This is a genomic window from Pannonibacter phragmitetus, assembly GCF_050510895.1.
Lineage (GTDB): Bacteria > Pseudomonadota > Alphaproteobacteria > Rhizobiales > Stappiaceae > Pannonibacter > Pannonibacter phragmitetus_B.
The window spans coordinates 2,904,394-2,924,342 of sequence record NZ_JBNINT010000001.1 but is presented as its reverse complement, the minus strand read 5'-3'; the positions used below and the strand labels follow the sequence as shown (position 1 = coordinate 2,924,342).

Sequence of the window (19,949 nt, the reverse complement as noted above, 5' to 3'; positions counted from 1 at the left end):
GCAGCTTGTCAGCTGAGTTGGCCTGAAGTCTCCCCATGCAGCCGCACAGCCTTGGGCGGCACGCCGTACCAGGTCTTTACCGCGCGGGAAAACGCCGAGAGCTCCGAGAAGCCCAGCAGGAAAGCGATTTCCTTCAGCGGCAGTGCCGTGTCGCGCAGGTAGCGGGCGGCCATGTTGCGGCGGATTGTTTCCGTCAGCTTGCGGAACGAAGTCCCTTCTGCCTCCAGCAGGCGCTGCAGCGATCGCTGCGACATGCCCAGTTCACTGGCCACATGCTCGAGACTGACCGCACCGGCCTTCAGGCTTTCGTTGATGGCATCGGCCACGCGCACGAGCGGGTCGCTCTGAACGCGGAACTCCTCCATCTCCCGGATCGCGGCTTGCTCCACGATGCTGTAGAGATTTTGCTCGCTGTTCGGTGTTGGCCGGTCGAGATATTTCGCGGGGATGAGGATCCTGTCCATCGGCTGGCTGAAGCGCAGCCGGCTGCCATAGCGCTCCTGAAAGGCAGACCGGCATTTGGGTGCTGGCTGGCTGATGTCGATGCGCAGCTGCACTTGTGGGTCTTGCGTCGCATATTCGACCCGGCTGGCCGCCCAGCCGATCCGTTCAAATGTGTGTTGAGTCCGGGGCATGCCGCGCTCCGGCACCTCCCACTCGAGGATGCCCCAATCCTCATCCTCGTGAAAACTGAGGCCGTAGCTGTTGGTGCGCAACGGCAGGAAGCGGACCCAGTTGCGTATGCCGGTACGCAAATTGGGTGCACACAGGCCCACATAGTCAAAGGTTGAAAACACGCCTGTGGGGGTGCTTGAGGCCACATCCAGAATGATGGCATCATCACGTGTCTCAGCCGCCACGAATTCGCAGACAGACAAGGCGATGCGGTAGGGAACTGTCGCGCCGGTCTGGTGGATTGTCTCCGGAGCAATGCCGAAACGCCGGGCGATACGGGGCCAGTCGAGGCCTTTTTCTTCGCAGATGAGTTCCAGTGATTGCAGCGTATCTGCACGGCACCAGTCCTCTACCATGCGGCGAGGCATTGGCTTTTCCATTGGTGCTCCCCCGTATTCATCCTCCGATTGCACAGGATGATACAACTCCCGCGCTGGCGCAACATGTCAATTTTCCGTCAGCTTCAATCAACAATCCCGCCATACAGCACGCTGGCCATTCATCGCCGCACGGGTCCCGCTCCCATGCCGGCCGCTTATCATGCCTCAGCTGTTGCGTCTGAAAAGAAGGGAAGACTGCCTAGCGAATTCTACGTCGGCTGTTAGGGGAGGGCAGAAGGGAGCGCGCAGCAGCAGACGGTATCTCTGGCCCTTGCGCTGGGGGCGTCTCCGGCAAGTCGAACGGATTTTCCCAAGCGGGGAGTTGAACAACGCGGTTCGGCTGCTCTGTTCCGGTTGCCCCGGTGTAGACCGGCTGCTGTGGTGTGGCCATGTCATCAAGCACCCCCGTCATTGCAGCTTGTGGGGGCAGTAGGGCCTCTGGCAGGGGCTCGAAATCCGTGCGCTGCCATCGGCCGAGCCCTGCACTGCGGGCGGCAGCTTCAGCTTCGGCATAGCTTTCAGGTGCATCCGCGTTGGCCTGAGCCCAGCCCTGCTGCAGCATCCAGAGTCCGAGGTCCACGGATCCTTTGCTGCAGGTTGCGGAGATCTTCCCGGGTTCAAGGGGCACCACAGGGAGGCAATCAACCCGGTGACTGCGCAGAAGTGCACGCAGAGCCGTCAAGGCCCTTGCGCCGCAGGGCCATGACTGGCCGCTTGCTGTCTGACAGGTCTCTGAAGCAGACATCCCGGTAATATTCGCGAGTTCGACGGACAGCTTGCCGGATGTGAGCGTTGTCTTTTCCAGCGCGAGAGGCCGGACAAGGTGAAAACTGCGTGTTGGCAAGGCCGCAGCTTCCGTCTGACGCAAGGCCTGAGGCCGGGGAGTTCAACCCGTTGCAATGGGGCCGTAACCTGAGGAATGGCGACCCCGGGTGGAGAGACATTGCGTACGGCTGCCTGGCCGAAGACAGGTGTAGCCACCAGTGGCAGTATGCAAATCAAAGCGCCGCGTATCATCTGGCGCAACGGAAGCCGTTGTCCGATTTCCCTTCCGGTCATGCAATTCCGTCTCTTGCCATCCTGATCTATTGACTGGCCCAGACGATCCGCGCCATCCAGGCGATACTGTCGAGGTCCATCGACGTGATCGTGCCTGAGGCGCCCAGCGTATGCAACTCCAGCCGCCGCGCTGTGCGCATCACGAAACTGCCGACCATCATTTCACCGTTCAGCCGCCGCAGCACAATCCGGTCGCCCCGGCGTATGGGGATGCCCGGTGCGATGACGATAATGTCCCCGTCCCGGTAAAGCGGCAGATAGTCATCGCCGCCCACACCCAGTGCATAGACTTGGCTGCCCAGATCATCGGGAAAGGAAATCTCGTCCCAGCCAGTGCCTGCCGGGTGGCCAGCTGCATCGAAGAAGCCAGCGCCCATTCCTGCTTCACAGAGACGGGCAAAAGGCATGGTTATGCCGTTCTCTGTTTTTGCGGGTGTGAGGATTGCATCGCCTTCCACAAGTTGTGCAAAGTCGGACAGCTGCGCACCCGTTGCCTCCAGTATCTTGGCAAGAGACTCCGTCGAGGGCCAGCGGGGGCGGCCGTCGCCAGCGACCCGCTTTGACGGATTGAAGGTGGTCGGATCCAGCCCGGCACGGCGCGCGAGAGCCGAAGGCGAAAGACGCTTGCGTGTGGCCAGGGCGTCAATCGCTGCCCAGACGCGCTCGTGCGAGAGCATGGTTCTTTCCTCCACGTGCTGCCTCATCAGGAATAAATCCCTTTGAATTCCATTGATATTGGCAAATATTCCTGATGCAAATGAATAGGCGGTTGATCCTGTGGGGCGTGCTGGTTGTCCAATGCAAAATCCCGGACTAGGGTCCGCCTCAACCAACGCACAGGGGCCATCTCAAAGGCTCCTTCACAGCACATGGGCGGATCCGCATGACGGTGATTTTCAAGATACTGACGCGCAGCCTCTGGGATGATGCCGTGAGCCGCGGCAGGTTCGATGGTGCGCCGGTCGACCTTGCCGATGGCTATATCCACTTCTCGACAGCGGAGCAGGTGCGCGAAACGGCAGCCAAGCATTTTGCGGGTCAGGAAGACCTCTTGCTGGCTGCCTTCGACAGCGAGGCTTTCGGGGAGCCGGTCAAGTGGGAGCCCTCCCGCGGTGGCGCACTGTTCCCGCATCTCTATGCCAGCTTTGATCCGGCCTGCGCCCTGTGGGTCGAGGCCCTGCCGCTTGGCCCGGATGGGCAGCATGTGTTTCCTGACCTGACGAAGTGATCTCACGCCCATGTTCCAGTCCCTTGCCAATCGCCTGACCCTGCGGGCTCTCCATTGTGTCGACGCCGAAACGGCCCATGGCGTGACGATCCGTGCGCTTGCCAGCGGGGTTTATCCGCGCTTCTCCAACGCCAGTCTGCCTTCCCTGCGGCAGGAGGTGCTGGGATTGAGCTTCCCGAACCCGCTTGGCATGGCCGCAGGGTTCGACAAGAACGGCGAAGTGCCCGACGCGGTTCTCGGAATGGGCTTCGGCTTTGCCGAGGCAGGGACCGTGACGCCGCGCCCGCAGGAGGGCAATCCGCGCCCGCGTCTGTTCCGCCTCCCGGACGATCAGGGGGTGATCAACCGCTTCGGCTTCAACAACGAGGGGCATGCGGCGCTTCTGGCCCGGCTGGAAGCGCGCAAAGGCAGGGGCGGTATCGTTGGCGTCAACGTGGGGGCCAACAAGGATGCAGCGGACCGGGTGGCCGACTATGTGTCTGGCATCCGCACCTTCGCGCATCTGGCCTCCTACTTCACCGTCAACATCTCCTCACCCAACACACCCGGCCTGCGTGATCTGCAAGCAAAGGCCGCGCTGGATGAGCTGCTGTCCGCCGTCATGGCAGAGCGGGATGCGCAAAGCCTGCAGGGCGGACGCCAGGTGCCGGTATTGTTGAAGATTGCGCCGGATGTCTCAGCCGAGGGGCTGGAGGACATTGCCGAGGCGGTGCTGACCCACAAGGTGGATGGACTGATCGTCTCCAACACCACGCTGTCCCGCACCGGCCTTCGGGACACGCAGACAGCGCAGGAAGCAGGCGGGCTTTCCGGACGGCCGCTGTTCCGCCGTGCCACGATCATTCTTGCCCGCACGCGCAAGCTGGTGGGGCCGGACCTTCCGATTGTGGGTGTTGGCGGCATCGACAGTCCGGAGACAGCACTGGTCAAGATCACTGCCGGGGCAACGCTGCTGCAGATCTACTCGTCGCTGGTCTACAAGGGGCCGGGGCTGGTTCCCGCCATCCTCAAGCATCTGGATGGGGAGTTGAAGCGGCAGGGGCTGACCCACCTCGCGGAGCTGCGCTCAGTCAATGTGGATGCCTGGGCCAGCGAGAATCTCGACTGATTGATATAGGAAAGGCCGGAGCTTCATCGCCCCGGCCTTTTTGTCTGGCTCTTGGCCAGTGAGCCTCAGCGGCCCGCCGTCTGTTGGCGCAGTGTTTCGACCTCCCGGCGCAGAGCGCGGATTTCTTCCAGAATGATACCTGTTTCATCGTGGATCGCCTGCCGGTCTGCTTCGGCGATTGTTTCCGTTTCGGACTGCATGGCAGAAACGATGATACCGATGAAGAGGTTGAGCACTGTAAAGGCCGTGCAGACAAGGAAGGGCAGGAAGAAGGCCCAGGCATAGGGGTGAACTTCCATCACTGGCCGCACGATGCCCATGGACCAGCTTTCCAGCGTCATGACCTGGAACAGGGTGTAGAGCGAGCGGCCAAGATCGCCGAACCACTCGGGGAATGTTTCGCCATAGAGCTTCGTGGCCATGACGGCGAAGACATAGAAGACAAGGCTCATCAGCACCATGATGGAGCCCATGCCGGGCAGGGCCGTGATCAGTCCGCCAATGACCCGCCGCAGCGAGGGAACCACCGAAATAAGGCGCAGCACGCGCAGGATGCGCAGCGCACGCAGCACCGCAAAGGGCCGCTGGCGGGAACAAGGGCAATAGCCACGATCAGGAAATCGAAGATGCTCCAGGGATCGCGGAAGAAGGACAGCCGGTGGACATAAAGGCGCAGAATCAGTTCCGCAACGAACAGCCCAAGGATGATCTTGTCGAGCGTTTGCAGCAGCGGACCAATCGACCCCATGACCGTAGGGCTGGTCTCAAGGCCCAGCGTGATGGCGTTGACAACAATGATCGCAATGATGGCCGCTTCCCAGCGGCCTGAGGTGATGAGTGCCTTTAAAGTCTGGCGCATATTGAGAAATATCCATTTGGAAACACGGCCGGATGCCGCCCGCGCAAACTGGCGTCTCCGCTATAGATACGCAATAGGGCGTACACTTGAAGGCGCGGATTTCGGCATCTTTTGCCTTCTGCCGTCTATTCCGCCGCGGCGGGCCGAATGGGGAGTGCGAGCAGCCGTTGAAAAGCCCTGTCACGCTGCTTGACAGAACCGCTGCCGCAGGCGATCTAATGCGCCAAGGCCACGGCATCCGGGCACACCTTGTCCCCTCTCGATGCCGTCATGCTCCGGCGGGTATGATGTAATGGTAGCCTGTCAGCTTCCCAAGCTGAACGCGCGGGTTCGATTCCCGCTACCCGCTCCAGATCCTTTCTTTTCTTTCGTCATGGACGGGCTTGTCCCGACCATCTGCAAATCATTGATTTGTATAGATCCTCGGCACAGGGCCGAGGATGACGATGGAGGAGTGACTGGTTTCTCAGCAGTCCGGCGTCACTGGTGCTATTCTTGTGCCTGAGAACGAAGGCCAGATCATGAAACTGACAATCAATGTTGATGACGAGCTTCTTGAGGCGGCCCGAGACCTGACTGGCACAATGGAGACCACTGCCATCGTGCATCAGGCGCTGGAGACGCTGGTGCGGGTAGAGACTGGCAGGCGCCTGATAGCGCTTGGTGGCACAATGCCGGATGCTGAGGCCGTTTCCGATACCTATGAGCGCTGGATCGAGGAACGGATTGAAATGGCATTGGCCGATCGCCGTCCCTCCGTTTCAGGGAGCGATGCTGACCTTCAGATCGAAGCAGTTCTTGCTCTCAAGACGTGAGCTCCATGGCAGGCCGCGTCAGAAGTCTATCATGAGAAATTGCGGCCCAGCTTCAGCGTTTGAGGTTCAGCAGCCCTCTACCCACTCCCATCCTCCTCTTTCTTCCCGAAATCCGGTGTCTTGCGCTTGCGGGCGGTGCCGTGGGTGGTTTTGTGCCAGTGGTGGGGGCGGATGAAGAAATCCCAGACGGCGCGGTAGAAGGCGAAGCTGGCGCAGAGCCAGTAGGCGGGGATGAGGGCGAGATCGCCGACGCTTGGGTCGAAGCCGCGGGCGCGGGCCGCGCTGCGCCCGGCAATGACGGCCGCGCCATAGCCGGAGATGGCGGCAAGGGCGCTGAGGCAGACGGTTATGTCGGACATGAGCCCATCGGGCACAGGCATGTTCCACAGGCCAATCAGGTAGCCCATCAGAATCATGCAGAATATGGGATGAAGGGCGAGCGTCAGCAGGCTGCCACCGATGAGGAAGGCGATTGGCACCGCGCGGCGCGGGCTCATGTCATGCCACAGCATGGAGGGATCGCGCAGGTGGACAAGCACCGTCTGCAGCCAGCCCTTGTACCAGCGCGCCCGCTGCGCGTACCAGGTTTTCCACGTCACCGGCGCCTCTTCATAGGTGGCACTGTCGAGTGCGGCACTGGTGAAGCCGAAGCGGGCAAGGCGCAGGCCCAGGTCTGCATCCTCTGTCACGTTGAAAGGATCCCAGCCGCCTGCCATGACGAGGGCAGACCGGCGGAAGTGGTTTGAGGTTCCACCCAGCGGAAAGGGCCATTCCTCACCAGAGAACCAGGGTATGACCTGATCGAACAGGCTGGCATACTCCATCGCAAACTGACGGGTAAAGAAGCTCTCCTCCGCGTTGTCGATGACAAGGCTGGCCTGCAGGCAGACAAGGCTTTCCGGGCTCTGCCGGAACCTGCGGGCCGCCTTTTTCAGCTGTCCTGGCTCAGGCCGGTCTTCCGCGTCATAAATCGTGACGAACTCGCCCATCGAGGATTCCAGCCCATAGGCAAGTGCCCTTGGCTTGGTGCGAGGATGGCCCGGCGGAACCACCACCACTTCCATGCCCTCGCGCAGTTGGCCCCGGAAAGCGGCGCGGGTTTCCCGGTCGTCCTGCTCCACCAGAAAGCGGATGTCGAGGCGGTCTGCCGGGTAGTCGAGCCTGGCAAGGCCTTCCACCAGCGACGGCACGACCGCCGCTTCCTTGTAGAGCGGAACGAGCACCGTATAGAGCGGCCACTCTTCTTGAGAGGGCTGCATCTGGCGCTCCGGTGCCGTCTGATGGGACTGAAACCAAGCTTCGTCTGCGGCGTGGCGGGCCCGCTCCTGTGCCTGCCGTGCGCTCGAGAGCCGGGCGATTGCGGTGAGAATACAGGTGAGGCCCACGACAAGGCTCAGCAGCAGCATCTGGACTTCAAAGGGCAGAACCATGCCGGTGAAAAAGCTGGCCACCATGGCGCCCGCGCCAATTTGCTGGCGCGGCGTCACGCGGGTGCGGGCTGACATGTGGGGAAAGCGCGCTTCCAGCTCGCCGGCGGGCGCATTCAGCACCGTCAGAGCGTGGCGCAGGGCAGAAGGTGTGGCAATGCGCACGGCTGCACTCCAGTCCGGGTGGCGCAGAAAGAAAGCGCGCAGTTCGGACACGTGCTCAGGTTCCGGCGCAACCACATAGACCGGTCCCCCCGGCCGAGGCCGATCATCATCGGGCCGGCCTCACCCGGTCCGCATTGCAGCACGTGACCATTGACCAGCAGCGGGCGGAAGCTGCCAACTGGCAGAAAGGGAATGCCACAGACTTCCGCCACTGCGCTGTAATAAGCCTCTTCCGTGAGGATGGAGTTGCGCATCATGTAGTGCGCGGGATGGACGCCGTGATAAGATGCCAGCTGACAGGCAGATCGAAGCGCAGAGGCGGAAAGACCCCGTGACACAAGGACATGCATCTCCTCTTGCAGCAATTGCTGCGGCGCGCCTCGATCAATTTTCGGGACTGACCCGTCTTCTGAAGGGCCGGGACAGGCTTCTGTCTGCCACAGGGGAAAAGGAGTTTCACACTGCAGGAAAGCGGTGCCGGTTTCTGCTGCCATTTCTGGCAGCTTCCCGTTGTCTGACGCAGTTCCCTCTGCCACTACAGACATCGCCCGCCCCTTCCGAGGCCGCCGGACACACACTCGTCCGGCCGCTGCAAGGAGTACGTCAGAAGATATTCCCACAATCAACAGTTTTATATTTTTTATTCTCAATTGCGGTTGGTTTTATTCCGCCCGGTGTCCTCGCTCAGGAAACTGCAGCTCCCTCGCAGTTGAACGAAGCGGGCATGACCATTGTCATTCCCAACTTCCGCGACCCGCGTGCGCTGGTGGAGCGCCCCGCACAGCCGCCGGAGAAGATTGAATTCCTGGCTTCGGATGATTTTCCGCCTTTCTCCTTCCGTGATCCGCAAGGCCGCCTGACTGGCTTCAACGTGGATCTGGCGCGGGCGGTCTGCGAGGAGCTTGGTGCCTCCTGCAGCTTGCGGGTGAAAGCGTTTGAGGCTTTGCCGGACGCCCTGATGGCGGGGAGGGGGATGCCATTCTCTCCGGCCTCGCCAAGACGGAGGCTTTGCGGCGGGAGATGGCCTTCTCCGATACATACATGCGCCTGCCTGCCCGGTTTGTGCTGGGGCAGGGCAAGGACCGCTTTGATCCAGGCATGGCGTCGGCAGAGCGTGTCAGTGTGGAAGCCGGCAGCCGCCACGAGGCCTTTCTGAAGGCAGCCTTCCCGAACCTTGCTGTCGAGCCGTTCCCCACAGCCGCAGAGGCAAGGGCCGCGCTGAAGGAGGGCAAGGCTGACGTGCACTTCGGCGACGGCATGGCATTGTCCTTCTGGCTGGCCAGTAAGGAGGCGGATGGCTGCTGCCGGTTTGCCCCTGGCCCTTGGCTGGAGCCGGGCTATTTTGGTGGCGGTCTTTCCATCGCCTTGCGCCGTGATGACCAGCCGCTTCTGGATGCGTTGAACTATGCCCTGCGCCAGGTGCAGGACAAGGGCATCTATGGCGAGCTTTACCTGCGCTACTTCCCGATCGGGTTCTACTGAGGCCTCGGTCCGCCAGCAAACCCATTGCCAGACCGGCTTGTTCTGGATAAGCCGGGTCACTCTTTGCGCGCGGAGCCCATCCGCCGCCACAACAGGACAGCCTGATGACCGAATTTCTCTGGACCCGCCCGGAAGGCACGCCGGATGCAACTCTGCTTCTGGCCCATGGCGCGGGTGCGCCGATGGACTCCGCCATCATGAACCGGCTTGCGACAGCCCTTGCGGCCGAAGGCATCGCCGTGGCTCGGTTCGAATTTCCCTATATGGCCGCGCGCCGCACCACGGCCAAGAAGGCTCCGCCACCGAAGGCAGAGCTGCTGGTGGGGGCCTATCAGAAGGCCATGCAGGCGCTAATGGGCGAGGTGCAAGGCCCGTTCCTGATCGGCGGCAAGTCCATGGGCGGGCGCGTTGCCGCCATGCTGACGGCAGGCGCTTCGCTGCCGGGCCGCGTGAAGGGTGTTGTCTGCATCGGCTATCCGTTCCACCCGCAGGGCAAGTCCGATGTCTGGCGCCTTGAGCCGCTGGAACAGTCGCGCCGCCCCATCTTCATTGCACAGGGCGAGCGTGATCCCTTTGGCAGTCAGGTAGAACTGGAAGACGTAACCCTGCCGGGCACCTGCGAGATCCTGTTCCTGGAAGACGGCAACCATGACCTCGGTCCCCGCGGCCAGTCGCCTGCCACCTGGGACAGCAACATCACCGCGACTGCAAAGGCTGTTGCTGAGTTCGCCCGTAAGCTTCTGGCCGCCTGATTGTGCAGGCCCGGTGCGTCTGGCGCACCGGGCATTCCGTCAGCTGAGTGGACGGAAGTGCTTTGAGAGCTTCAGCTCCTGCCCCTGATAGTTGGAGCCGATACCTTCGCCGTAGAGCCGATGCGGACGTTCGGCCATGTGCTCATAGACGAGCCGCCCCACTGTCTGGCCATGTTCCAGAATGAAGGGAACATCGTGCGAGCGCACTTCCAGCACGGCGCGTGAGCCTGTGCCGCCCACCGTGCTGTGTCCGAAGCCGGGGTCGAAGAAACCGGCGTAATGCACGCGGAACTCGCCTACCAGCGGATCGAAGGGCACCATTTCTGCGGCAAAATCCGGCGGCACATGAACCGCCTCCTGGCTGACGAGGATGTAGAACTCGTTCGGGTCCAGCACCAGTTCGGCCGCTCCGCGCCGGTAGATCGGGTCCCAGAAGTCGAGCGGGTGATGCGCATCCTTCAGGTCCACGTCGATAACGCCCGTGTGGTGCTTGGCGCGGTAGCCGACGAGGCTGCCATCGCCGGAGCCTTCCAGATCGATAGACAACTGCACGCCGCCGCCAATGCGCTCCATGCCACCCGAGACAAGGCGCAGGCGGGCATGCACATCTTCCAGTTCGCTGTCCGGGATCAGCGGTTCACCGGCGCGGAAGCGGATCTGCGACAGGCGGGAGCCACTGCGTACCAGAATGGGGAAGGTGAGCGGTGAGATTTCCGCATAGAGCGGTCCGTTGTAGCCAGCAGGAACCGTGTCAAAGGCGCGCCCGCCGTCGGTGATCACGCGGGTGAAGACATCAAGACGGCCGGTGGAGCTTTTCGGGTTGGCAGTCGCCGAGATGGCATCAGGCAAGGCGAGGCTTTCCTGAAGCGGCACGATGTAGACGCAGCCCGTCTCCAGCACAGCGCCACGTGTCAGGTCGATGGTGTGCAGCGCGAAGGCATCCAGCTTGTCGGCGACGCTGACGGAACTGCCCGGCAGGAAACTGGCGCGCACCCGGTAGGCAAGGCCACCAAGGCGCAGGTCAAGGCTGGCCGGCTGGATCTGGCCGTCAACAGGCGCCAGCTCGCTGCGGATCGTTCCGGCGCGGAACATGTCCTCGATCATGTGTGCGGGCAGAATGCCGTCTGGGCGCATGGCAAGCCTTTCATGGAGCCGGGGAGGGGCGTTATCTTCCTCTGCGCTGTCATTAGCCGATGGCAGGGCCTTGGCCAACCCTTTCATGGCTGGTTCACCGCTGGCAAAGATTGACCACAGGCCCTGAATGGCGTATTTGGCGGAACAGGATCCGTGGTGATTTGAGCCGGCCGGCTTGCAGCCACGTTAAACAAGTTGCTAAAGAGGCCGGGGAGAAACACCCGGCCTTTATGGCCGGTTTTTTGTTTCTGGAGCGAAGACCGATGAGCGCATCCGATACCCCGTCCTCCCGTCCCCTGCGTCCGGCTACCCGTCTTGTTCATGGCGGAACGATCCGCTCCCAGCATGGCGAGACGTCCGAAGCCATTTTCCTGACGCAAGGCTTTGTCTATGCCACGGCAGAAGCTGCGGAAGCGCGCTTTAACGGCGAGGACCCGGGCTACGTCTATTCGCGCTATTCCAACCCCACCGTTGCCATGTTCGAGCAGCGCATGTGCGAGCTGGAAGAAGCAGAAGCCGCCATCGGTACCGCCAGCGGCATGGCTGCGGTCAATCTGGCGCTGATGGCCTCTGTCAAGGCGGGTGATCATGTTGTGGCTGCCAAGGCGCTCTTCGGCTCCTGCCGCTACATTGTAGAAACCCTGCTGCCGCGCTTCGGCGTCACCAGCACGCTGGTGGACGGTACGGACCTTGACCAGTGGCGCGCTGCGGTGAAGCCCGGCACCAAGGCTGTCTTCTTGGAAAGCCCGACCAACCCGACGCTGGATGTGATCGACATCGCCGCTGTTGCAGAAATTGCCCATGCCGTCGGGGCCCGCGTCATCATCGACAACGTCTTTGCCACGCCCATCTTCCAGTCGCCGCTGAAGCTGGGTGCCGATGTGGTGGTTTATTCGGCCACCAAGCACATTGACGGTCAGGGCCGCTGTCTGGGCGGTGTCGTGCTGTCCGATGCCAAGTGGATCGAGGAAGAAGTGCTGCCGCTGGTCAAGCACACTGGCCCAGCCATGAGCCCGTTCAACGCCTGGGTGCTGCTGAAGGGGCTGGAGACGCTGCCGCTGCGCGTTGCCCAGCAGTCTTCCAGCGCGGCCCGCATTGCGGACCGGCTGGCGGGCGACCCGGCCATTGCCCGCCTGATCTATCCGGGCCGTGACGATCATCCGCAGGCCACTGTTGCCCGCAAGCAGATGCGCGGCGGCTCTACTATGCTGGCCTTCGAGCTGAAGGGCGGCAAGGCAGCAGCCTTCGCCTTCACCAATGCGCTGGAAGTGATCAAGCTGTCCAACAATCTGGGCGATGCCAAGAGCCTGATCACTCACCCGTCCACGACCACGCACAAGAACGTGGCCGAAGAGGCGCGACTGGAACTGGGCATCACCGAAGGCATGTTGCGCCTGTCCGTGGGCCTCGAAGATCCACTGGATCTTCTCGAGGATATCGAGCGGGCGCTGGCTGCAATCAGCTGAGCATGTACCGGCTTTCAGAACGGGGTGGCGGGCCTGCGTGAAGGCGCGCCGCTCCGTAATACCAAGGCGCCGGGATCCTGGGACATCACGCCTTGAGATTGCTCGAATGCCGCCCAAGCTTGACCGGCGCTTGATGAAGCAATCTCATTGAGCCTTGGTTTCATTCATTTTCATGCTTGCACTTTTCGGGCGCGCTGCGGCGCTCTATATTTTGAGAATGATATGCGGAGCTGGCAACCACCTGAGCCGCATAACGAATTGTTGAGGAGCCGGAAGGCCATGTACCGGGCCGTTACCAACGGGATACAGGTCACAGTCGAACCGTTCTATCTGGCGGACCAGTCCTCGCCGGAGGAGGGCAGCTATGTCTGGGGCTATACGGTCGAGATCGTCAATCTCGGGGACGTGGCTGTTCAGCTCCGGCGCCGCCATTGGCTGATTACAGACGGCAACGGCCAGATGCAGGAAGTGGAAGGGCCGGGGGTGGTCGGGGAAGAGCCGGTCATCAAGCCGGGCGAGGCCTTTGAATATTCCTCAGGCTGCCCGCTGACGACGCCCTCCGGCATCATGGAAGGCGCCTATCTGATGGAGCTGCCGGACGGGCGCATGATGAATGTCTCCATCCCGCCCTTCTCGCTGGACACTCCGAACCGGCGCGGTTTCCTGAACTGAAACCACTCCGCCTGATAATTTTCAGGCGAGGCGGTAGCGGGCGATGGCGCCGCGCTCGATGGCGGCACAGGTCAGCTTGTCGAGGCGGAACCGGTCGCGCAGGATCTGCAGGATGCGCATTTCTTCCTTCGAAACCGCAATGTCAGAAGCTGCCACCTCCACTGCCAGCGCATAGGCCGTGTCGTAAAGCAGGTGCGGCAGGGTTTCGGTGATGATCGTCAGCACGTCGTTCATGCCGTCCTCGGCCTGCAGCAGCTGAGTGCAGCGCTGTGCAGCGGGAATGACATTGGCCGGATCAAACCCGTCGAACACCGGCAGCATGCGCGTGACGTCGCCGATGGTGGCCAGTTCATTGTCTGTCATCCGCCCGTCAGAGGCGGAGGTGATGACCATGACATAAATCAGGGCTTCCTGAATGCTGAACGGCTTGCTCATTGTCGCTGCATGGTCCTGTTGAAGAGTTTCGTGGCATCATGGGTAATGCTTCAGCAGGCGCCCTTCAAGAAGCGCTGCAAATATTTGTGCCTGTCCTGCGGTTCTGTTGCCAGAGTTTGATTGACGCAAGGCCGCGCCTTTTCTAGTGTCCGCGCTCCGGCCGCCTGCAGGATCACGCAGGCAACGGAACCGGATTCCGAAAACATTACGGACCATCTGAGATTATGAGTGAACGTTCCCTCCCTGCGCTTGACCTGTCGCCCGCTTTTGTCGAGGCGGCCCGGACCTCCAAGGCCTGGCCGTTCGAGGAAGCCCGCAAACTGGTAAAGCGCATCGAGAAACGTGATCCCTCGATCCCGGTCCTGTTCGAGACGGGCTACGGCCCCTCGGGCCTGCCCCACATCGGCACCTTCGGCGAGGTGGCGCGCACGACCATGGTGCGCACGGCCTTCCGCATCCTCACCGAGGACAAGATCCCGACCCGCCTGCTGTGCTTCTCCGACGATATGGACGGCATGCGCAAGATCCCGGAAAACGTGCCGGATCAGGAAGCGCTGAAGCCCTATCTGCAGATGCCGCTGACGGTGGTGCCGAACCCCTTCGGCGGGGACTACAAGAGCTTTGGCGACCACAACAACGCCATGCTGCGCCGCTTCCTCGACACTTTTGGCTTTGAGTACGAATTCGCCAGCGCGACCGAGTATTACAAGTCCGGCAAGCTGGACGGCATCCTCTTGAAGGCCGTCGAGAAGTACCAGGAGCTGATGGACGTGATGCTGCCGACGCTCGGCGAAGAGCGCCGCGCCACCTACAGTCCGTTCCTGCCGATTTCGCCCATTTCCGGCCGCGTGCTCTATGTGCCGATGAAGGACGTGAATGCCCGCGAAGGCACTATCACGTTTGAGGATGAGGACGGCACGGACGTGACCCTGCCGGTCACCGGCGGCAAGGTGAAGCTGCAGTGGAAGCCGGACTTCGGCGCCCGCTGGGCCGCGCTCAGCGTTGACTTCGAGATGTTCGGCAAGGACCACGGCCCCAACATGCCGGTCTATGACCGCATCTGTCAGGTGCTGGGCGGCACTCCGCCGGAGCATTTCGTCTACGAGCTGTTCCTGGCTGATGATGGCTCCAAGATCTCCAAGTCCAAGGGCAACGGCCTGACCATCGACGAGTGGCTGACCTATGCCTCGCCGGAGAGCCTTGCGCTCTACATGTTCCAGAAGCCGAAGACCGCGAAGAAGCTCTATTTCGACGTGATCCCGCGTGCCGTGGATGAGTATCTTGCCTTCGCAGGCAAGTTCGCGGAGATGACGCCGGAACAGAAGCTGATGAACCCGGCCTGGCACATCCATTCCGGCAACGTGCCGGAAATCAGCTCGCCGGTGCCTTTCGCCATGCTGCTGAACCTCGTGTCGGCCTCCAACGCCGAGAACAAGGACGTGCTTTGGGCTTTCATCACCCGCTATGCGCCGGGCGTGACGAAGGACACCCATCCGAAGCTGGACGAACTCGTCACCTATGCCATCCGCTACTTCGATGACTTCGTGAAGCCGTCCAAGCAGTTCCGCGCTCCGGACGATGTGGAACGGGCTGCTCTCGAAGCGCTCGATGCATCGCTGGCGGCCCTTCCGGCGGGTGCCGATGGCAACACAATTCAGGACGCGGTTCTCGATGTTGCGCGCAAGATCGAGCGGTATCAGGACCAGACGAAGAAGAGCCCGGACGGTGGCCCCGGTGTGTCGGTGGCCTGGTTCCAGGCACTTTACAAAGTGCTGCTGGGCCTCGAACAGGGCCCGCGCTTCGGCTCCTTCGTGGCGCTCTACGGCATTGCCGAGACCCGCGCTCTGATCGCCAAGGCCCTCAGCGGCGAACTCGCCGCCTGAGCCTCTGGAGTTTTGACGTTTTGAGCCGCCGCAGCCTGCAAGGGCTGCGGCGGTTTTGTTTCTGGGGCGGTCGCACTGTTTCTCGCGATGATGGGTAACGGCATGGATGCCATGGTCGAGCCATGGCATCCATGCCGTGATCTCTCCAGACGGGCAGCACTGCGACATGCCCGTTCCATCACCGCTTCACATAGATCGACAGGGCAAAAGCAAAACGCCCGGCACATGGCCGGGCGCTGGAGATTGCTTTTGAAACCTGTCAGGCGGCTTCTGCTGTCGCGGCAGCTTCTGCCTTGGGCGGGAACTTGCCGTAGAAAGTTTCGTTGGTCTTGGCCATTTCGCGCAGCAGGCGGTTGGGCTTGAAGCGCGGACCCCACTTCTTGGTGAACTTCTTGCAAAGCTCCACGAAGGCATGGGTGCCCATCATGTCGATGTAGCTCAGCGTGCCGCCGGTGTAGGGGCAAAGCCGAAGCCGAGGATCGATCCAACATCAGCCTCGCGCACATCCGTCAGACACTTTTCCTCGAAGATGCGGGCGGTTTCCAGCGCCTGCATCACCAGAAGCCGCTGCTTCAGTTCGTCGATGTTGAAGGCTTCGGCTGCCTTGGGCTTGCCCACGACGTCCGGAATGCCGGGCCACAGGCTCTTTTCCTTGCCTGCATAGTCATAGAAGCCTTTGCCGTTCTTGCGGCCGAAGCGCTCGCGCTTGACCACCATCTCTTCAAGGATGTTGTCGAGCGGACCTTCCACATAGTTGACGCCAAGGTCCTTGCGGGTAGCCGAGACGATCTTCCAGGCCAGATCCAGTGCCACTTCATCGCCCAGCGACAGCGGGCCGACCGGCATGCCGGCCATTTTGCCCGCGTTCTCGATCATGGCCGCCGGAACGCCATCGGCCAGCATCATCAGGCCTTCGCGGATGTAGGTCATAACCACACGCGATGTGTAGAAGCCGCGGCTGTCGTTGACGACAATCGGCGTCTTCTTGATGGCCTTGATGTAGTCCAGCGCCATGGCCAGCGCCTTGTCCGAGGTCTTCTTGCCGAGGATCACTTCCACCAGCATCATCTTGTCGACGGGCGAGAAGAAGTGGATGCCGATGAAGTTCTTCGGACGGGACGAGGCTTCCGCCAGTGAGGTGATCGGCAGGGTGGAGGTGTTGGAGGCGTAGATGGCGCGAGCCTTCATCGCCGCCTCGGCCTTTTCCGTCACCACGCGCTTGACCTCACGGTCCTCGAACACGGCCTCGATCACCAGATCGCAGTCGGCGAGAAGGTCATAGTTGTCCGTCGGAGTGATGCGGGCGAGGAGCTTTTCCTTTTCGTCCGCCGTTGCGTGGCCGCGCGAAACGGCCTTGCTCATCAGCTCGTCCGAATGGGCCTTGCCCTTGTCGGCGGCGGCCTGATCGCGATCGATCAGCACCACGTCGATCCCGGCCTTGGCCGTGACATAGGAAATGCCTGCACCCATGAATCCGGCGCCGAGCACACCGATCTTCTTGATCTTGTTGGGCTTCACATCCTGTGGACGGCGGGCGCCCTTGTTCAGCTCCTGCATGGAGACGAAGAGCGAGCGGATCATGTTTGCCGCTTCCGGGCTCTGCAGCACATTGGCGAAGTAGCGGCTTTCCACCTGCAGGGCGAGATCCATTGGCAGCTGCAGCCCTTCGAAGACGGACTTCAGCAGGGCGCGGGCGCCGGGGTAGTTGTCGTGGGTCTCACGCCGGTAGATGGCGTTGGCGGCGGGCCAGAACTGGAAACCGGCGGGGGAATAGACCGGGCCGTTCGGCAGCTTGAAGCCCTTCTCGTCCCACGGCTTCACCGGCTTGACGCCTGCCTGCAGCATCTTGCGGGCGGTCTCGACCAGCTTCTTCGGTGCTGCCGTCTCGTCCACCAGCTTCATCTGCTTGGCCTTGGCGGCGCGCAGGGTCTGGCCCTGAAGCAGGAACTGAAGGCCAGCCTGTGCATCCGTCATGCGCATGACGCGCTGGGTGCCGCCTGCGCCGGGGAAGAGGCCCACCTTCACTTCCGGCAGGCCCATCTTGAAGCTGTCGTCTTCGGCGGCCACGCGGGCGTGGCAGGCAAGCGCCAGCTCGGTGCCGCCGCCCATGCAGGTGCCGTTGATGGCAGCAACGAAGGGTTTGCCGCAGGTCTCCAGCTTCCGGTAGATCAGCGACAGGCGTCGGGAGCCCTCGAACAGGGCCTTTGCGGCCGCTTCCTGGTCTTTGGCTCGCTCGGCATGGAAGCCCTTGAGCAGGCCTTCCAGCATGGTCAGGTCCGCACCGCCCGAGAAGGCGGCCTTGCCGGACGTGATGATGGCGCCCTTGATGACGTCCGTCGTCGCCACATGGGCAACAATGGCCTCCAGATCGTCCATAACGGAGATGTCGATGACGTTCATCGACTTGTCCTTCATGTCCCAGGTGATCAGGGCGATGCCGTCGGCGCCGGTTTCAAGAGTGAAGTTCTTGTAGGTCATGGCTTGTCTCCTCCGGTCTCTTGTCACACGCGCTCGATGATCGTCGCCGTGCCCATGCCGGCGCCGATGCAGAGGGTGACAAGGGCAGTGTTCAGGTCACGGCGTTCCAGTTCATCGAGAACCGTGCCGAGGATCATGGCGCCGGTGGCGCCCAGCGGGTGGCCGAGCGCGATGGCTCCGCCATTGACGTTGACCACCGAAGGATCAAGGTCGAAGGCCTGCCGGTAGCGCAGCACCACGGAGGCGAAAGCCTCATTGATCTCGAACAGGTCGATGTCCTTCAGCTTCATGCCGGAATTGGCGAGCAGCTTTTCCGTCACATCCACCGGGCCGGTCAGCATCAGCGCGGGCTCCGAACCGATGTTGGCGAAGGCGCGGATGCGGGCGCGGGGCTTGAGGCCAGCCGACTTGCCGGCCTTGCGTGAGCCGATCAGCACGGCGGCGGCGCCGTCAACGATGCCGGAGGAGTTGCCCGCGTGGTGCACGTGGCGCACCTTTTCAAGCTCTGGGTGCGCGGCAATTGCCACCGCATCAAAGCCGCCCATGGCACCCATCATCTCGAAGGAGGCGTTGAGCGAGGCCAGCGACTGCATGTCCGTGCCGGGGCGCATGTGCTCGTCACGGGCAAGGATGGTGATGCCGTTGACATCCTTCACCGGCACCACGGACTTGTTGAAATAGCCCTTGTCCCAGGCGTTCGCCGCCCGCTTCTGGCTCTCCACCGCATAGGCGTCGCAGTCGTCGCGGGTGAAGCCGTATTTGGTGGCGATGAGATCCGCCGAGACGCCCTGCGGCATGAAATAGGAGGGCAGGGCCACCTGCGGATCGACCGGCCAGGCACCGCCCGATGCGCCGATGCCGATGCGGCTCATGCTTTCCACGCCGCCAGCCACGACCAGCTGATGCTGGCCGGACATGACCTGCGCGGCGGCCATGTTCACCGCATCAAGGCCAGAAGCGCAGAAGCGGTTGATCTGCATGCCCGGGACCGAGTTGTCATAGCCAGCCGCAAACACCGCCGCACGGGCAATGTCGCCGCCAGCCTCGCCAATGGGATCGACGCAGCCCAGCAGCAGATCGTCCACCTGACGGGTGTCCAGCTTGTTGCGGTCGCGCAGCGCCTCCAGCGCGGTGGCGGCAAGGCGGACGGCGGTCACCTCGTGCAGGCTGCCGTCCTTCTTGCCGCGCCCGCGCGGGTGCGCACATGGTCGAATACATAGGCCTCGGGCATGGATTCCTCCTGATGTGTTTCTTGTCAGGCCTTGGCGGGCAGCGGGTGCCCCGGCATGAGTTCATAAGGGTGCACCCAGCCGGGCAGGGCGCGGATTGCATCCAGCCAGCGGGCGATGTTGGAATAGGGGTAAAGTCGATGCCGATCTCTTCAGGCCAGAAGAGATAGCCGCACAGGGACAGATCCGCGGTGGTCGGCCTGTCAGCCGCCACGAAGCGGCGCCCTTCCAGATGCTTGTCGAGAATGGCATAGGCGGACTTGGCGCGTGCCTCAAAGAAGGCCGTGACCGGCGTTTCGCCGGTGCCGGCAAACTGGCGCAGGAAGCGGAGCGTCGCGGTGTAGCTGGTGAGCTTGTGGTTGTCGAACAGCACCCAGCGCAGGATTTCGCGGGCTTCATCTTCCGTGTGGGCGCCGAATTCGCCCAGTTCCTCGGCGAGATAATCAAGTATGACGCCAGACTGGCTGAGCTTCAGGCCCTTGTGTTCCAGCACCGGAATCTCGCCCATTTCGTTCACGTCAGCGCGAAACTCCGGCGTGCGGGTGGCGCCGTTGAAGAAGTCGCAGAAGCGGGCTTCCCACTCCGCTCCGGCAAGCTGGAGCATGAGGGCAACCTTGTAGGCGTTGCCGGACTGGGCGAAACAATGCAGGACATACTCGGCCATGAAACCTCCAGCCCGCAGCGGCGGGCTTTTCTCTTGCG

General features: G+C 62.1%; 11 protein-coding genes, 1 tRNA gene, 6 pseudogenes and 1 riboswitch. Of the genes and pseudogenes, 9 read left to right on the top strand and 9 right to left on the bottom strand.

The window, feature by feature from the left end; genetic code table 11:
• Window positions 1–8: 8 nt before the first annotated feature.
• Both ACQB61_RS13865 and ACQB61_RS13860 read right to left on the bottom strand, forming a co-directional pair.
• Window positions 9–1,043, bottom strand: coding sequence for an AraC family transcriptional regulator ligand-binding domain-containing protein (locus ACQB61_RS13865; protein ID WP_430513091.1), 1,035 nt, complete (start codon window positions 1,041–1,043; stop codon window positions 9–11).
• Window positions 1,044–2,140: 1,097 nt separating this feature from the next.
• Window positions 2,141–2,791, bottom strand: a complete 651-nt coding sequence (locus ACQB61_RS13860) for a S24 family peptidase (RefSeq protein ID WP_430513090.1) — start codon at window positions 2,789–2,791, stop codon at window positions 2,141–2,143.
• Window positions 2,792–2,997: 206 nt separating this feature from the next.
• Between ACQB61_RS13860 and ACQB61_RS13855 the strand changes: the two genes are divergently transcribed.
• A complete protein-coding gene (locus ACQB61_RS13855) occupies window positions 2,998–3,342 on the top strand; it encodes a DUF952 domain-containing protein (protein WP_430513089.1) in 345 nt (114 codons plus the stop codon).
• A 10-nt stretch (window positions 3,343–3,352) separates the two neighbouring features.
• Complete coding sequence (locus ACQB61_RS13850) at window positions 3,353–4,450, top strand: quinone-dependent dihydroorotate dehydrogenase (RefSeq protein ID WP_430513088.1); 1,098 nt, start codon at window positions 3,353–3,355, stop codon at window positions 4,448–4,450.
• 65 nt (window positions 4,451–4,515) lie between these two features.
• Here ACQB61_RS13850 and ACQB61_RS13845 read toward each other — a convergent pair.
• Window positions 4,516–5,309, bottom strand: a pseudogene (locus tag ACQB61_RS13845) (ion transporter).
• Between the two features lie 278 nt (window positions 5,310–5,587).
• Between ACQB61_RS13845 and ACQB61_RS13840 the strand changes: the two are divergent.
• Both ACQB61_RS13840 and ACQB61_RS13835 read left to right on the top strand, forming a co-directional pair.
• Window positions 5,588–5,661 (top strand) — tRNA-Gly (locus ACQB61_RS13840).
• Window positions 5,662–5,830: 169 nt separating this feature from the next.
• Window positions 5,831–5,998 (top strand): annotated as a pseudogene (locus ACQB61_RS13835) (type II toxin-antitoxin system VapB family antitoxin); the annotation flags it as partial.
• 203 nt (window positions 5,999–6,201) lie between these two features.
• Here ACQB61_RS13835 and ACQB61_RS13830 read toward each other — a convergent pair.
• Window positions 6,202–7,767, bottom strand: a complete 1,566-nt coding sequence (locus tag ACQB61_RS13830; protein WP_430513087.1) for a glycosyltransferase family 2 protein — start codon at window positions 7,765–7,767, stop codon at window positions 6,202–6,204.
• A 235-nt stretch (window positions 7,768–8,002) separates the two neighbouring features.
• Here ACQB61_RS13830 and ACQB61_RS13825 point away from each other — a divergent pair.
• Both ACQB61_RS13825 and ACQB61_RS13820 read left to right on the top strand, forming a co-directional pair.
• Window positions 8,003–9,198: pseudogene (locus tag ACQB61_RS13825) on the top strand (transporter substrate-binding domain-containing protein).
• A 104-nt stretch (window positions 9,199–9,302) separates the two neighbouring features.
• A complete protein-coding gene (locus tag ACQB61_RS13820; protein ID WP_430513086.1) occupies window positions 9,303–9,950 on the top strand; it encodes an alpha/beta family hydrolase in 648 nt (215 codons plus the stop codon).
• 39 nt (window positions 9,951–9,989) lie between these two features.
• Here ACQB61_RS13820 and ACQB61_RS13815 read toward each other — a convergent pair whose 3' ends face one another.
• Window positions 9,990–11,084: a 2'-deoxycytidine 5'-triphosphate deaminase gene (locus ACQB61_RS13815; protein WP_430513085.1), complete on the bottom strand. Its 1,095-nt coding sequence runs from the start codon at window positions 11,082–11,084 to the stop codon at window positions 9,990–9,992.
• A gap of 143 nt (window positions 11,085–11,227) precedes the next feature.
• Window positions 11,228–11,307: riboswitch (SAM riboswitch) on the top strand.
• Between the two features lie 40 nt (window positions 11,308–11,347).
• Between ACQB61_RS13815 and ACQB61_RS13810 the strand changes: the two genes are divergently transcribed.
• A complete protein-coding gene (locus tag ACQB61_RS13810; protein WP_430513084.1) occupies window positions 11,348–12,550 on the top strand; it encodes an O-succinylhomoserine sulfhydrylase in 1,203 nt (400 codons plus the stop codon).
• A gap of 279 nt (window positions 12,551–12,829) precedes the next feature.
• Complete coding sequence (apaG, locus tag ACQB61_RS13805) at window positions 12,830–13,222, top strand: Co2+/Mg2+ efflux protein ApaG (RefSeq protein WP_430513083.1); 393 nt, start codon at window positions 12,830–12,832, stop codon at window positions 13,220–13,222.
• A 21-nt stretch (window positions 13,223–13,243) separates the two neighbouring features.
• Here apaG and ACQB61_RS13800 read toward each other — a convergent pair whose 3' ends face one another.
• A complete protein-coding gene (locus ACQB61_RS13800) occupies window positions 13,244–13,657 on the bottom strand; it encodes a tellurite resistance TerB family protein (protein WP_430513082.1) in 414 nt (137 codons plus the stop codon).
• A 224-nt stretch (window positions 13,658–13,881) separates the two neighbouring features.
• Between ACQB61_RS13800 and ACQB61_RS13795 the strand changes: the two genes are divergently transcribed.
• On the top strand, window positions 13,882–15,540 hold the full coding sequence (locus ACQB61_RS13795) for a lysine--tRNA ligase (RefSeq protein WP_430513081.1): 1,659 nt from the start codon (window positions 13,882–13,884) through the stop codon (window positions 15,538–15,540).
• A gap of 259 nt (window positions 15,541–15,799) precedes the next feature.
• Here ACQB61_RS13795 and ACQB61_RS13790 read toward each other — a convergent pair.
• The 3 pseudogenes from ACQB61_RS13790 to ACQB61_RS13780 all read right to left on the bottom strand — a co-directional run bounded on the left by ACQB61_RS13790 (window position 15,800) and on the right by ACQB61_RS13780 (window position 19,911).
• Window positions 15,800–18,018 (bottom strand): annotated as a pseudogene (locus ACQB61_RS13790) (3-hydroxyacyl-CoA dehydrogenase NAD-binding domain-containing protein).
• 23 nt (window positions 18,019–18,041) lie between these two features.
• Window positions 18,042–19,249, bottom strand: a pseudogene (locus ACQB61_RS13785) (acetyl-CoA C-acetyltransferase).
• 24 nt (window positions 19,250–19,273) lie between these two features.
• Window positions 19,274–19,911 (bottom strand): annotated as a pseudogene (locus ACQB61_RS13780) (glutathione S-transferase family protein).
• Between the last annotated feature and the right edge of the window lie 38 nt (window positions 19,912–19,949).